This window comes from Pedobacter sp. AC190 (assembly GCF_979258025.1).
Window position 1 is genome coordinate 3,228,684 of record NZ_OZ409824.1, and the last position, 16,249, is coordinate 3,244,932.

Here is a 16,249-nt window from a genome sequence, read left to right on the forward strand (position 1 = left end):
ATTATGCTTTATTAAGCAGGTTAATTAAAAGTTGATTATTAAAATTAGAAAAGAAAATATATCATTTTCTTTAGCAAATAGAATAAAAATGTCTTTGTTTATCAGTTGATAAATAAAAACTACAGGTATTAATTTAAGATAGATATAGAATATAGACAATGGAAAAACCTGTTGCATTAGGTGTAGATATAGGTGGTTCGCATATTACGGCCGCACTAATAGATTTGGAAACAAGAACAATTATTCAAGATACATTAAAGCGAAGTGCCGTAGATTCTCGGGAAAGTAAGGAAGTTATTTTATCGGCATGGTGTGAAGTAATAAATAAAGCTTTCAAAAAATCAACCAGCACAACAAAATTAATAGGTATTGCAATGCCAGGCCCTTTCGATTATGAAAAGGGCATTTCATTAATAAAGGATCAAGACAAGTTTAACACACTTTATGGTGTAAATATTAAAGAAGAATTATCTAAAAGATTGAATGTAGATACCGAAAATATCCATTTTATAAATGATGCTGCTGGCTTTTTGCAAGGCGAAGTTTTTGGTGGAGCGGCGAGAGGAAACGCAAATGTACTCGGTTTAACATTAGGTACTGGTTTGGGCTCGTCTTATTGCGTTGGTGGTGTGGCTAAAGATGCAGATTTATGGAACTCTGAATTTATGAACGGTATAGCCGAAGATTATCTTTCTACACGCTGGTTTGTTGGTCGATATAGTCAGTTAAGTGGTAATGAGGTAGCTGGTGTAAAAGAATTAACTGCATTAACCGCAACAGATCATAATGCAACTCGTGTATTTATGGAGTTTGGTTACAATTTAGCACAATTTCTAATCCCGATAATTAAAAAATATAAATCAGATATGGTGATTGTTGGAGGAAATATATCAAGGGCTTTTAATGCTTTTTCGCCCGAATTAATAGCAACCTTAAAAGGCAACGAGATTTATACAAGTATTAAGGTAACAAAACTAAAAGAACATGCTTCGCTTATCGGTGCGGCAAGTTGCTGCGATCTTGATTTCTTGAAAGAAGGTGGTGAACCAGAAAGTAAGAAGATTACTAATTAAAGGTTAAAAACCTTTTTTTAAACACATACTAAAACCATTTAGTAAATAAATTGAAGTAATGAAATTTATCAGACTAAAAATAAGCAGTACAAATAAAAACGTAGGACAGCAAAAATATACAACAATCGTTTTAAAATTATAATTCTGAATACACATGAAAAAACTAACATTACTAATCATTCTATCTACAATATTAATTCTTCCATTCTCTAAAGTACGAGCGCAGGAAGTAATTAAGAAGAAAGGCTATAGCCTAACTTTCGAAAGCAATTTTGCAGCGTTAGATCCGAAATTGAAAAAACGTTTAATCGAAACGTTCTTTATCGTTTATCCAAAGCTGGCTAAAGAATATAATCCAAACACTTTAAAAACAGTTACATTTTTTGTAGATACCGCCTATAAAGGCGTTGCTGCAACAAGTAACGGTAAGGTAACTTACAGTTCAATCTGGATGGTAAAACACCCCGAAGATATAGATGTGGTTACCCACGAAGTAATGCACATTGTTCAGGATTATGGTCGTAGTGTTGGGCCAGGTTGGTTAACCGAAGGCATTGCAGATTTTGCACGCTCTAAATTTGGTATCGACAATGCTGGTGCAAAATGGGCACTGCCAGAATTAAAACCAGAACATACTTATAAAAACAGCTATCGTATTACGGCTAGGTTCTTTACCTGGATTGAAAAAAAGGTAAAACCAGGAACAATTAAGGCTGTAGATGCATCTTTAAGAGACCACACCTACACGCCTGATATTTGGGCTAAATTAACAGGTAAAGATTTGGATGGACTTTGGGCAGATTACGTTAAAAATCCACAACTTTAAGAAAGACATTTGAATGTTTTTGTAAGCAGATAAGAGAAAACACATAAACTGAATAATAAAATATGAGAAAACTATTTATTGCCTTGTTAAGTTTTGCGGCAACTGGAAGTTTCGCACAACAGGTAGGCAAAATTACCGATCCAGTTGAATGGGTGAATCCTTTAATGGGAACCCAATCCAAACCAAGTTTATCAAACGGTAATACTTACCCAGCAGTAGGTGTGCCTTGGGGTATGAATATGTGGACCCCACAAACAGGGAAAATGGGTGATGGTTGGGCATACACCTACGATGCTGACAAAATTCGTGGTTTTAAACAAACACACCAGCCTTCACCATGGATGAACGATTACGGTGCTTTTTCAATTATGCCGGTAACAGGTAAATTAAAATTTACTGATGATGATCGTGCAAGTTGGTTTAGCCATAAAGCAGAGGTTTCAAAACCATATTACTATAGCGTTTATTTGGCCGATGTCGATGTTACAACTGAAATTACACCAACTGAAAGAGCTGCTCAATTCAGGTTTACTTTTCCTAAAACGGATAGTTCTTTTGTAGTTGTAGATGCTCAAAACAAAGGTTCGTATATAAAAATCTTCCCTAAAGAGCGTAAAATTATAGGTTATACCAGTAAATACGCTCGCGGGCCTTTACCTAAAAACTTCAAAAACTACTTTGTAATTTATTTCGATAAAGATTTTTCTATTGCAAAAACTTGGAGTGGTAAACAATTAAATGATGATTTAGAATTAACAAGCGACCACACAGGTGCAGTTATTGGTTTTAAAACTGCAAAAGGCGAAAAGGTTAATGCTAAAACAGCATCATCATTCATCAGTTTTGAACAAGCAGAACTTAATTTAAAAAGAGAACTAGTAAACGATGGTTTCGATGCCACAAAAGCAAAAGCAAAGGCAGTTTGGAATAAAACATTAAGCAAAATTGCTGTAGAAGGTGGTACAATCGACCAAATGAGAACTTTTTACTCTTGTTTGTACCGCACTTTATTCTTCCCTAACAAATTATACGAAGTAGATGCTAAAAACCAAATCGTACACTGGAGCCCGTACACTGGTGATATTAAACCAGGTTATATGTTTGCAGGTACAGGTTTCTGGGATACTTTCAGAGCTTTATACCCATTCTTAAATCTTGTTTATCCATCGATAAATAGGGAAATGCAGGAAGGCTTAATTAACGATTATAAAGAAGGTGGCTGGTTACCAGAATGGAGTAGCCCAGGTTATGCCAATATTATGGTTGGTAATAACTCGGCTTCGGTAGTATCTGATGCTTATATTAAGGGAATGCGTGGTTACGATATCGAAACCTTATGGCAGGCATTAAAACATGGTGCTAATAACGAAGGCCCGATGGCAGCAGTTGGCCGTGATGGTGTTAAATATTATAACGAATTAGGTTATGTGCCTTTCGATGTAAAAAAGAACGAAAATGCAGCAAAAACTTTAGAATATTCTTATGATGATTTTACAATTTATCAGTTAGGCAGAGCTTTAAATAAACCTGCTTCTGAAATTGATATTTATAAGAAAAGAGCAATGAATTATAAAAATCTTTTCGATCCTTCATCAGGTTTAATGCGTGGAAAAAACCAGGATGGAACTTTCCAAAGCCCATTCAGTCCGTTTAAATGGGGTGGGGCCTTTACTGAAGGAAATAGCTGGCACTACACCTGGTCGGTTTTTCAAGATGTTGATGGTTTAGCAAAGCTGATGGGTGGTCATGATAAGTTTGTAACCAAACTAGATTCAGTTTTCTCTATGCCTCCAGTATTTGACGAAAGTGCATATGGTGGCGTAATCCACGAAATTCGTGAAATGCAAATTGCCAACATGGGTCAATATGCTCACGGAAATCAACCAATTCAACACATGATTTATTTATATAACTACGGTGGTGCGCCTTATAAAACTCAATATTGGGTTCGCGAAACCATGGATAGGATGTATAAGGCTACACCAGATGGCTATTGTGGTGATGAAGATAACGGGCAAACTTCTGCATGGTATGTATTTTCGGCAATGGGCTTTTATCCGGTAACTCCTGCAACAGATCAATACGTTTTAGGTGCTCCATTGTTTAAAAAAGTAACCTTAACGTTAGAGAATGGTAAAACTGTAGTAATTAATGCGCCATCAAATAGCGATAATAATCGTTACGTACAATCATTACAGCTTAACGGAAAACCTTATTCTAAAAACTGGATTAGCCACAGTGGTTTACAAAAAGGTGCAGTACTTAACTTCGGAATGTCTGCAACACCAAACAAAACCAGAGGTTCAAGTCCTGTAGATTTTCCTTATTCGTTATCAACAGAAAAATAATTTAAGAATAATCATACTGAGCTTGTCGGATCAATTAATTTCGACAAGCTCAAATTGAAAGAGATTGGCGTAGCTTAATTAAAAAAGGTTAACAACCAAATAAACATCTAACAAAACCAAATATTATGAAGATTAACGTCTTAAAAGCGGGTTCAACAGCCTTAATATGGCTCGTTGGAACTTGTATGGCATTTGGCCAGCAATCCAGTATTCCACTTACAGATTTATCAGCATTTAAGGAACCAGGAAATTCCTGGACTCTTGTAGGTGATGTTACCATTGATATGAATATGGTCAATGCCGTAAAAAGTACAAAAGGTACAGGCATTTTACTGAATACATCTACCCCCAAAAAACCAGGTTTCGATTTATATACCATTAAAGAATATGGTGACATGATTTTGGAACTTGATTATCTGGTTGCAAAAGGTGCAAATTCAGGTATTTTCCTTCAAAGTAATTATGAAATTCAAATTGAAGATTCGTGGACATTAACTAACCCGGTTTCATCAAGTAATGGTGGTGCCCATGAACGCTGGAATAATGATAAACCTGAAGGAGAAAAAGGTTTCGATGGTTTCGCTCCACGCCAAAACGTAAGTAAAGCTCCTGGCTTATGGCAACACATTAAAGTTGTTTTCCAGGCGCCAAAGTTCGATGCTTCAGGTATAAAAATCGCAAATGCGAGATTATTAAGTGTTGATTTAAATGGCGTTACGATTCATGAGAATGTTGAATTAACTGGCGCAACTCGTGGTGGCTTCGGAACTGAAAAAGCTTTAGCTCCGTTACGTATTCAAGGCGATCAGGGTACTGTAGCTTTCAGAAATATTTCTATCAGTGACATCCCGGTTGCTCCAGCTCAAAACGGCCGTCGTGGTGGTGGTGGCGATCCTATTTATGTTGATGCCCCTGTAAATACAATGATTCGTAGTTTTGTTGATGTGTTACCTGGCGTTCGTTCGGTACATGCAATTTCGGTCGGTGGTGCACAACAAACCGCTTACAGCTACGATTTAGATAACGGAACATTATTACACGGCTGGAATGGTGGCTTCCTGGATGCTACTCCAATGTGGGATGGTCGTGGAAATGGAACCTCACGTCCCTTAGGTAGCGTAACCCGCTTTACTTCAAAACCAGTTTTAGCCATTTCAAAATTAACCACACCAGAAAGTGCATGGGTTCCTGATACTGCTGGTACAGGTTTCCGCACAAAAGGTTATGTAATGGATAGTCAGGAACGTCCTGAATTTAAGTATATCATATACGGAACTAAGGTTACAGATGCTGTAAAAGTTATGGAAAACGGACAAGGTTTAACCCGCGAAGTAACAATTGAGCAGCCTGCTAAAGATCTTTATCTCCTTTTGGGTGAGGTAAAAGATATTAACGAAGTTTCGAAAGGTTTATATCTGGTTGATGATAAAGCTTATTATTTGCAATTTCCAAATGGCGAAAAACCAATTGTTAGAGATGCAAACGGTAAAAAACAACTGATTATTCCTATCGGAAGCAAATTAAATTATTCTATTTTATTTTAATCTGATTAACGATGAGATATACATTTAAAACACTTGCAACATTAGCTTTGAGCTTAAGTTTCTCAACGCTTTTTGCTCAGGAAACACCAAAGGAAGAAGATTTTTTCAGAATAAATAAAGTTAGAGTTCCTGAAGGACCAATATTAGAGGTTGGTGGCTTGGTTACTTTACCAAATGGCGATTTAGGAATTTCTACCCGTAGAGGAGAAGTTTACATTGTCGAAAATCCGACAAGTACAAAACCTTATTTCCGCAAATTTGCCAGCGGGTTACACGAAATATTAGGACTTGCCTATAAAAATGGCGCACTTTACGTTGCTCAACGTGGCGAATTAACCAAACTGGTTGATAAAAACATGGATGGCAAAGCCGATGTTTATGAAACGGTATATGCATGGCCGTTAAGCGGGCACTACCATGAATATAGTTTCGGACCGAAAATAGCTGCCGATGGAACGTTTTTAGTAACGGCAAACGTAGCTTTTGGAGATGAGGAATGGTGGAGAGGCGAAAGTCGCGTGCCGATGCGTGGTTGGGCGATGAACATTACAGAAGATGGAAAAATGACGCCTTATGCTGCGGGTTTCCGTTCTCCTGCAGGTATCGGAATGATTGATAATCAATTCTATTTCACAGAAAACCAGGGAGACTGGGTTGGTTCTGGCGGTTTATGGAAAGTTAATAAAGGCGATTTTATGGGGCATCCTGCAAGTTTAAGGTGGACGGGCAGATCTGATTCTCCTGTTAAGCTAACTTCTGATTTCTTCTATTCAAGTATTGATGAGCGTAGAATAAAAAATGAGCAAGGCAGATACATCAAGCCAGAAAATCGTGTTAACGAAACCTTTAAAACACTTTTCGATATGAAAAAGGTTTTTCCTGAACTGAAATTACCTTCTGTTTGGTTACCATACGGAATTTTAGGAATCTCTTCAGCTGAACCTGTTAAAATCCCTGAAAATACTTTTGGTCCTTTTGCCGGGCAAATTTTAGTTGGCGATCAGGGTATGAGTATCATTTCAAGAGTTTTCTTAGAAACGGTTAAGGGCGAAGAGCAAGGCGCTGCTTTCTTATTCAGAAAAGGCTTCCGTTCGGGCGTTTTAAGATTGGCCTGGGGAACCGATGGATCATTATTTGTTGGCGAAACAAATCGTGGATGGGGTTCGGCAGGTGATGCAAACGAAGGTTTAGAGCGCTTGGTTTACAACGATAAAGTTCCTTTCGAAATGAAAGCGGTGCGTTCAATGCCCGACGGTTTTGAAGTTGAGTTTACTAAACCTGTTGATCGTAAATCGGCTGAAGATTTAGCTTCTTATGCAGCTGAAAGCTTTATTTACAAATATCACCCAGTTTATGGTTCTCCTCCAGTAAATACCGAAACTTTAAAAATTAATGGCGTTAAGGTATCAGAAGATGGCATGAAAGTGCGGTTAATCATCTCAAATCTTCGTCAATATTATATTCATACATTAACATTAGATGGTGTTCGCGATAAAGAAGGATTTTATTCCCTTATTCATCCTGTGGCTTATTATACCTTAAATCAAATTGCTGATGGTGAAAAGTTATCAATGAACGAGGTAAGTACAAAGAATTCTGAAGCAGGTCCGAAAGCATCAGCAACACCTGTAAAAGGCTCGGCGAAACCTAAAGCAGGTACAGGAACTAAACCAGAGGCCAAAGGAGCTACAGCGACAACGCCTGCAAATACAACTGCAGCTGCGAAAGTGCCAACTTTTAAAGAAGTAGAAGGATTGTTAACAAAAAGAACTTGTACAGCATGCCACAATCCAACTAAAAGACAAATTGGCCCTGCATTTATAGAAATTGCAAAACGTAAATATTCACCTGAGAAAATTGTACAGTTAATTCATAATCCGCAACCACAAAATTGGCCAGGCTATTCTACAGAAATGCCTCCAATGCCTCAGGTTACCAAAGCCGAAGGTTTAAAAATTGCTGCATGGATTAACTCATTAGATAAGTAAAAATAATAAGTTAGTATAAGTTTGGTTAAAACGGTTGATGGAAACATCGGCCGTTTTGTTTTAAAAAAGGATAGAGAGAAAATGAAGAGAATCTTGTCATTAATAAGTTTAAGCTTATTAATCTGCTTTGCAGTGAATGCACAGCAAAACGGTAAAATTTCGGGTGTAGTTATCGATGCAAAAAATATAGCAATTTCTGGCGTAACAGTTCAGGTGTTAAACTCGAATTTAAGTACGTTAACCAACGCAAGCGGAGCGTTTGAATTTAATAATGTTCCAGCAGGAAAAGTAAGTTTAAAATTTATGGCAATTGGTTATGCATCAGTTGTAAAGAACACTAACATAAATGAAAATATTGGTGTTGTATTGGCCGAAACCAATTTACGCTTGGATGAAGTAACGGTTTCTGCTCAAAAAACAGATGAAAAAATTCTTAGCATACCAGCAGCAATCACGGCATTTTCTGCAGCTAAAGTAACGGATTATCGCATTCAAAACACACGCGATTTATCAGCAATTGTTCCAAATCTTTACAGCAGCAATCCAGGCGATGGTCGTAATGTAATCTCAATAAGAGGTATTGGTACAACGTCTTACGATCCAGCAGTTGCTACATACATCGATGGCGTAAATCAGTTTGGTTTAGATACTTATATTGCATCGTTATTCGATGTAGAACGTATCGAAGTTTTACGCGGTCCGCAAGGAACTTTATATGGCAGAAATGCAATGGGCGGTGTAGTTAACATCATTACCAAACAACCAACTAATACCACCAGCGGATTTGCAAGTGTGGATCTTGGTAATTTCGGTCAGCAGCGATATAGCTTAGGCATTCGTTCTGCTTTAATTAAGGATAAACTATTTTTCGGCGCAGCTGGGCTATTTAACAAGGCTGATGGTTTTTATACAAATGAATTTAACAATTCGAAATTTGATAAACTTCATGGCTTTTTAGGCAATTATTATCTGAAATTTTTGGCAAGTGATAAGTTTGCTTTAACCTTAAATGTAAAACATAATGAAAACCGCAATAATGGAACGTTTCCGCTTGCAGGCTCGGTAAACGATGCCTTAGAAAATCCATTTAAGCTAAATCAAGATGCAACCACTCAAATGGTTGATAATTTATTTAATACATCGTTAACAGCTAATTATACTGGCAATGTTATAAATTTCAGTTCTCAAACCGCTTACCAATCTAATTACAGATATTATAAGCAACCAATTGATGGAGATTTTTCTCCGATTGATGGTGTTTCAATCATAAATAATTATGGTAACGATTGGAATAAAGTTCGGGTTTATACGCAGGAATTTAAATTAAGTTCGCCAGCAGCAAGTAGCTCTAAATTAAAATGGGTAGCTGGTTTGTATGGTTTTTATCAAAAAAATCCTGTAAAACAGGGCACTTACTTTGGTGCTGATGCCGCTTTTGTTGGTGCGCCATTTCCGTTTTTCACAAGTTTAAATACCAATACGGGTAAAAGCTATGGTGTTGCGGCTTATGGCCAATTAACATATGCGCTAAGCGAAAAACTATCTGCAACTGCAGGATTACGCTACGATTACGAACATAAAAAACAAAGCGCACTTGGCGAGTTTTTGATGGATGGAATGGCACCTGCTATTTCGCAAAATGATACAACTGCCAAAGCAAGCTTTAAAGCTTTTTCGCCAAAGGTTAGCCTGGCATATGCCATTACCGAAGAAAACAACAATATTTATGCAAGCTACAGTAGAGGATACAGAGCTGGTGGATTAACGCAATTAGGTTCTGATCCATCTGCATTGCCATTGGTTGCTTACAAACCAGAATACAGCAATAATTTTGAAATTGGTTCAAAAAATACTTTTTTAGATGATAAACTGAGTATTAACCTAACTGCTTTCTATATAAGATTAACAGATGCTCAAATTCCAGTTTTAATTTTACCTGATGCGGTAACCATTACCCGAAATGCAGGGAAATTGACAAGCAAAGGGCTGGAATTAGAGCTATCAGCAAAACCCGTAAAAGGCTTAAGTTTCGATTATAATTTAGGTTATACCGATGCAAAATATACGTCTTTACAATTGCCTAAAGACGGTGAAACAGTTAATTTAGACGGCAACAGACAACTTTACACGCCAGAATTAACATCGATGTTTGCCCCTCAATACAGCTATGAGTTGGATAAGAATTCAAGATTAAATCTTGTTGCCCGTGGCGAGTGGATTTTTACAGGAAATCAGTTTTACGATTTAGGCAATCAAATCGAACAGAAAGGATATAATCTTTTTAATGCTAAGTTAGGAGTTACTAATAAACGCTTTGACTTATTTGTTTGGGGAAAAAACCTGGGCGATAAAACTTACATTGATTATGCTTACGATTTTGGAGCCGCTCACCTTGGTAATCCACGTACGTACGGCGTAACTTTAACAGGGCGATTTTAACTAAGAAAATGATAACGAAAAAGGTTGACAGCGATGTCAACCTTTTTCGTTTAAAACCCTTTTAAAAAAGAAATGGAGATTCCGCAGTTGCAGAATCCCCATCATCTAAATTAACGCTCTCATATACATTAACGCTAGATTTAGGATTTATTGCATCGGCCTAAATTTTTTTTATTTACCAATCTTTACACTAATCCATTATTTCTGTAAGTCTGTCGTTGAAGAATTAACTATTTTTACTTCATGGAAGCCATTGATAAAAGCAAACAGGATGCAGAAAAATTAGCTGCGGCTAAAGAAGCGGTTAAATTTGTCCGAAATCATGACGTAGTAGGACTAGGAACAGGAAGCACGGCAACCTTTGCCATAAAAGAGTTAGCTGAAAGAATTAAAGATGGCCTGGAAATTAAAGCGGCAGCAAGTTCAATAAAAACAGAAGAACTGGCCATTTCTTTCGGAATTCCGATTTTACCGCTCGAAACTTTAGGCACTATAGATATTAGTATTGACGGAGCCGATGAATTTACCGAAACCCTTAACTTGATTAAAGGTGGTGGTGGCGCCCTATTTAGAGAAAAAATTATAGCGTCGCTGAGTAAAAACGCAATTATCATTACAGACTCTTCTAAAAAAGTAAATTTACTCGGAGCTTTTACTGTTCCAATCGAAGTCGTTCCATTGGCTTATCAATATGTTTTTAATAAAATTGAAGAACTCGGCGGAAAAGCAACGCTTAGAGTTAAAGAAAGTCAGAAATTTATTACCGATAATGGAAATTACATTATTGATGCAGATTTTGGTTTAATAAACGAACCTGCCCAACTTGCTTCTCAACTTAACCAGATTGATGGAATATTGGCTCACGGTCTTTTTATCAATTTAACAGCTAAAATCATTATGGCTAAAGGAGATCACATCTTGACTTTTCAATAGAAGATTTGCTGATATTAAAACTAATATAACTGTATAGCTATATAAGGATAAGACAGTATTTACTTTTGATAAGTGGGAACTCAATCGTTCTCTAATAATTTTACCGACATTTTCTTCAATCCTTTTTCATGAAAATATTTTAACCGACGAATTTATTTCACTCACCGATAAAACTTATTTGTTGGCAGAAAAGCCATTTCACAGCATCGATATCCGTGCTACTTTTGATATATAAAAACAAAGGTCATGGAAAATTTAATCAAAAAAAACCACACTGATAAACAAATGGGTTTAGGTATTTTAATCGTAGTTATTGGTGCTGTATTCTTACTTAGAAACACAGGTGTTGATGTGCCACACTGGATTCTTAGCTGGCATACTATTATGTTAGGTGCAGGTTTGTGGATTGGTTACCGTAAAAATTTCCAAGGTAGTGGCTGGCTTGCACTAACGGTAATCGGTGCAGTATTTACACTAAAAGATATTACCGTTTTTGATTTCGAAATGTCGAAAATTACAACATCTTTAGTGTTAATTGGTTTAGGTTTATGGGTGATATTAAAACCTAAGAAATTTAAAAATCTGGATCAGAATTTTCAAAATAACCAGGCAGATATGCACAATATGAAAAGCTAAAATTCTTAACTCAATCATATATTCAAAAAAGGGACATTTTTACATGTCCCTTTTTTTATTTTGAAGAAATTTTAACACAGAAAAGGCTTTAAAAAAAGAAACGGGGATTCCGCCGAAGCAGCATCCCCGTTATCTAAATTAACGCTCTCGATAATATAAACGCTGAGATTAAAAATTATTGTACAAGCACTGATTTATTTTTTCGTTAAAATAATCCATCATACATAAATGATAAATATATTCGCTGCAAGGTTGGTTTAAAAAAACAATAAAAACTAACAAATTAGTTGTTAATTAATGAAATAGGAATCAAATATTATTAACTTTGGTATATTGAAAACCAAATACAACTCAACACATTATAATTTCATGAAAAAAAGCATTTTACTAGTAGTTGCGCTATTATTATTTACAACCGCCTCTTTCTCTCAAAACGTTATAACCTTATTCAATGGAGCCAATAACTTTTTTGACTTAATGCAACAAGAGAAATATACCGAAGCTTACAGTTTTTTTGATGAAACGGTAAAGTCAAAATTATCAGAAGAAAATTTAAAAAAGATTTGGACAGATATAAATACAAACTTAGGTAAGGCAGAATCTTTGGAAGCCATTCAGAGTAAAGCACAAGGCGAGTTTTTTGCAGTTACGGTAGAAGGTAAATTCGAAAGAGGATCGCAGAATTTTATTTTAGGGTTTAATAAAACTCAAAAAATAGTTGGCTTTTTTCTAGCGCCAAAACCAGTTGTATCGCAATATTTAGCGCCTTCATACGCTGATACAACCCTATATTCTGAAAAAAGCACTTATGTAACTGCCACAGGACATCAGCTTGCTGCCATAATTACAACACCAAAGAATGTTAAAAATTTCCCTGTTGTAGTTTTAGTTCATGGTTCTGGTCCATCTGATATGGATGCAACAGTTGGTCCTAACAAGCCATTTAAAGATTTAGCAGCTGGTTTGGCCGCTCAGGGAATCGCTTCTGTACGATATGTAAAAAGAACCCTGGTTTATCCATACGAGTTTGCGAAAGCTTATACTGTAAAAGAAGAGGTTTTAGATGATGCTTTAGCAGCAATTACTTTGGCGAAAACAATACCAGGTGTTAATTTAAAGAGCGTTTATCTTTTCGGTCATAGTTTGGGTGGAATGCTGGCACCGAGAATTGCCTCTTCAGTACCTGATTTAAGTGGAATAATTTTAGCTGCTGCACCAGCACGCAAATTTACTGATATGATGCTAGAGCAAAATAAATATCTGTTCGATAAAGCAAACGATACCACAAAAGCTGCCAAAACTCAGCTTGATTTAGCAACGGCAGAAATTGCCAAAGCAAAAATTACTCAACTTGGAACAATAAAGCCAGATTCGACTATTTTGGGCATTTCTGCTGCTTATTGGGTAGATATTAATAATTACGACCAGGTTGCCGCGATGAAAAAAATAACTAAACCTCGTGTTTTTATTATTCAGGGTGGGAATGATTATCAGGTATCAAAACAGGATTATGATTTATGGAAAGCTGGATTAGCTGGAAATACAAATGTTGAATATAAATTTTATCCAGAATTAAATCACTTACTTAGTCAACAGGTAGAAAAAGGTACAGGTGCACAATACATGTCGTTTTCGAGTGTTTCGGCGAGTTTAATAAATGATATTGTAGCCTGGATAAAAATTAAGTAATTAGTAGTAAATTTTATAATCGGTAATAGCCTTAAAATTTTTAAGGCTATTTTTTTTGAGTATTAATTTTTAACAGAAAATAATTCGAATTTGGATTTTGTTTATATTTAATAAAATTTCCCATAATTTAATGACTAAACTTTACACTGAACAAGAAAGGTTCAATGCTCTTGTTGATGCATCGCCCATGCCTACAGCAATTTACAAAGGGAAAGAGATGCTTATTAGTACCGCCAATCAGGCTATGCTCGATTTATGGGGGAAGGATAGCTCGGTAATTGGGAAAACCTTAGAAAAAGCTATTCCAGAACTCGAGGGGCAACCATTTTACGATATTTTACAGCGGGTTTTTGAAACTGGGGAAGCCTATTATGCAAAAGAATCGAAGGCAAATTTGATTGTAGATGGCAAACTGCAAACCTTTTATTTCACGTTTATTTACAAACCCTTAAAAGATAATGACGGCTACACTTACGCCATTATAAACACCGCTGCCCATTTAACTGAACTGGTTGAAGCTCGAAAAGAAATTGCAGAAACTCAGGAAAGATTAACATTCGCACTCCAATCAGCAGGTATCGGAACCTGGGATTTAGATCCCATAAATAACAAAGTAAACTGGGATAATCGTTGCCGCGAACTCTTTGGTTTTGATAAAGATGGCGAAATCAGGTATGAAGATGTTCTAAGCTGCATTCATAAAGATGATGAGAAAATGGTTAACGAAGCAGTTTTTGCTGCAATTAACCCTCAAACAAAAAGTGTTTACGATATTAAATACAGAACAGTAAGCAAAGTAAACCATAAATTAAGGTGGGTTCATTGCAAAGGAAAAGCCTATTTTAATGATGAAAATGTAGTTTTCCGTTTCGCTGGGATAGCACAGGATATTACGAACGAGATTATTTCAAAGAGGCGGGAAGAACAGTTAATGAGTTTGATCAGTCATAATGCCGACCACATGACGGTTGCCGATATGGCTGGTAATCTGATTTATATGAATAATGCTTCGAAGAACTTGTTAGGCGTTGATTTAAATGCAGATATCACTCAAATGAGTGCCCGCGATTTTTACACGCCAGAAGAGTTAGATCGGGTTCAAAATCATATTATAAAAGAAATAAGCGAAGAGTCGGGTTGGAAAGGAACAATTTATCTTAAAAACTTTAGCACTAAAGAAATTATTCCTTGCACCGTTAATTATATTCTAATAAAAGATCCTGAAACAGGAGAAGTAATTGGCCGAGGCGCAACTGCCAGAGATTTGCGCCCTGAATTAAAAGCAAGAGCCGAATTACAGCGCCTTGCAACCATCGTGGATAGTAGTGAAGATTTTTGCAACTATTGCGATATTAATGGCAATACGCTTTATATTAATCCTTCAGGAATCGAATTGATTGGGATTGAGAAAGACGACGTAGTAAAAAGCAATCTTTTTGATTATCATAGTGCAAAAACTAATGCGCTGATTAAAAATGAAATTATGCCTGTTCTCCTTGAGAAAGGAAAATGGTCGGGCGAATTAGAGTTGTTACACCAAAAAACAGGTGCAATCGTACCAATTCATAAGCAACTGTACATGATTAGGGAAGAAATTACGAACATACCTGTAGCTATTGCTGGTATTGCAAGAGATTTACGTCCTGAACAGAATATTCTTAAAGTATTGAATGATAAAAATGCAACGCTTCAAGATTTGGTTAATGAATTAGAATTTCTGGCCGATACTGTACCTTCTGTGGTTTGGACAAGTAAACCAGATGGGAATTTAGATTATGTGAATAAACGATGGTACGATCAAAGCGGTAAAACTAAGCTAGAAACTTTAGGTACAAAATGGATAGAAACGCTCCATCCAGATGATGTGCCACACGCCAGAAGAGAATGGCAAGATGCTTTAAAAACAGGTGAGGCTTACCAAACGGAATTTCGCAGTATGAATAAACATGGCGAATATCGTTGGTACCTGGTAAGGGCTTTACCTTTAAAGGATGCTGAAGGCAAAATAGTTAAATGGTATGGTACAAATACTGATGTGCAGCATCAAAAAGAATTAGAACAACAAAAAGATAATTTCTTAGGCATTGCGAGCCATGAGTTAAAAACACCCGTTACCAGCTTAAAGGCGTATGCACAAGTTATGGAGGCCATGTTTAAGCGTTCTGGCGATTTTAAAAACGCAGAGCTGCTAGGTAAGATGAATAAACAGGTCGATCGGCTTACTAATTTGATAAGCGACTTACTTGATGTAACCAAAATTAATGCAGGTCGCTTGCAGTTTAACCAATCTTATTTTGATTTTAATGGAATGGTTGAGGAGGTGATTGAAGAGGTTCAAAGGACTTCTGGCAAGCATACGATTATTAAAAAATTAAACTTTAATAAGGAGATATTTGGCGATAGAGAGCGTATTTGTCAGGTTGTTACCAATTTACTTACAAATGCTGTAAAATATTCGCCTGATGCGAACGAAGTAATTATAAGTACAGAAGAAAAAGAAAGTGCTGTTCAGGTTTGTGTACAAGATTTTGGTATTGGCATTAACAAAGACAAAACAGATCAGGTATTTGAACAATTTTATCGCGTAAGCGGAAATAAAGAACATACTTTTCCTGGCTTAGGCTTGGGTTTGTATATTTCTTCGGAAATCGTTAAAAGATTAAATGGCAAAATTTGGGTTGATTCGGTAGAAAATAAAGGCTCCACCTTTTGTTTTTTAATCCCCATAATGCAATAAGGCAAACTGTAAACCTAATTATTCAAACAAAAATGG

The 16,249-nt window shown here is 36.3% G+C and carries 10 protein-coding genes; all 10 read left to right on the top strand.

All coding sequences use genetic code 11. The features are described from left to right. Positions 1 to 158 precede the first annotated feature (158 nt). The 10 genes from ACZZZI_RS14160 (at position 159) to ACZZZI_RS14205 (ending at position 16,213) form a co-directional block, all read left to right on the top strand. On the top strand, positions 159 to 1,073 hold the full coding sequence (locus ACZZZI_RS14160) for an ROK family protein (protein ID WP_463489753.1): 915 nt from the start codon (positions 159 to 161) through the stop codon (positions 1,071 to 1,073). 154 nt (positions 1,074 to 1,227) lie between these two features. After that, complete coding sequence (locus tag ACZZZI_RS14165; protein ID WP_463489754.1) at positions 1,228 to 1,899, top strand: basic secretory protein-like protein; 672 nt, start codon at positions 1,228 to 1,230, stop codon at positions 1,897 to 1,899. A gap of 62 nt (positions 1,900 to 1,961) precedes the next feature. Further along, complete coding sequence (locus ACZZZI_RS14170; RefSeq protein WP_463489755.1) at positions 1,962 to 4,247, top strand: GH92 family glycosyl hydrolase; 2,286 nt, start codon at positions 1,962 to 1,964, stop codon at positions 4,245 to 4,247. Between the two features lie 125 nt (positions 4,248 to 4,372). Beyond that, positions 4,373 to 5,791 (top strand): 3-keto-disaccharide hydrolase, encoded by a 1,419-nt coding sequence (locus tag ACZZZI_RS14175; protein WP_463489756.1) that lies wholly within the window; start codon positions 4,373 to 4,375, stop codon positions 5,789 to 5,791. An 11-nt stretch (positions 5,792 to 5,802) separates the two neighbouring features. Continuing rightward, a complete protein-coding gene (locus ACZZZI_RS14180; RefSeq protein ID WP_316756468.1) occupies positions 5,803 to 7,779 on the top strand; it encodes a hypothetical protein in 1,977 nt (658 codons plus the stop codon). Positions 7,780 to 7,860: 81 nt separating this feature from the next. Next, positions 7,861 to 10,218, top strand: a complete 2,358-nt coding sequence (locus ACZZZI_RS14185; RefSeq protein ID WP_463489757.1) for a TonB-dependent receptor — start codon at positions 7,861 to 7,863, stop codon at positions 10,216 to 10,218. Between the two features lie 243 nt (positions 10,219 to 10,461). Then, complete coding sequence (gene rpiA / locus ACZZZI_RS14190) at positions 10,462 to 11,151, top strand: ribose-5-phosphate isomerase RpiA (RefSeq protein ID WP_463489758.1); 690 nt, start codon at positions 10,462 to 10,464, stop codon at positions 11,149 to 11,151. Positions 11,152 to 11,397: 246 nt separating this feature from the next. Further along, a complete protein-coding gene (locus ACZZZI_RS14195) occupies positions 11,398 to 11,787 on the top strand; it encodes a LiaF transmembrane domain-containing protein (RefSeq protein ID WP_463489759.1) in 390 nt (129 codons plus the stop codon). Positions 11,788 to 12,156: 369 nt separating this feature from the next. Then, positions 12,157 to 13,476 carry a DUF3887 domain-containing protein gene (locus tag ACZZZI_RS14200; protein ID WP_463489760.1) on the top strand — a complete coding sequence of 440 codons (1,320 nt, stop codon included), beginning with the start codon at positions 12,157 to 12,159 and terminating at the stop codon, positions 13,474 to 13,476. A gap of 130 nt (positions 13,477 to 13,606) precedes the next feature. Next, on the top strand, positions 13,607 to 16,213 hold the full coding sequence (locus ACZZZI_RS14205) for a PAS domain-containing sensor histidine kinase (RefSeq protein ID WP_424058233.1): 2,607 nt from the start codon (positions 13,607 to 13,609) through the stop codon (positions 16,211 to 16,213). Positions 16,214 to 16,249: the final 36 nt, after the last annotated feature.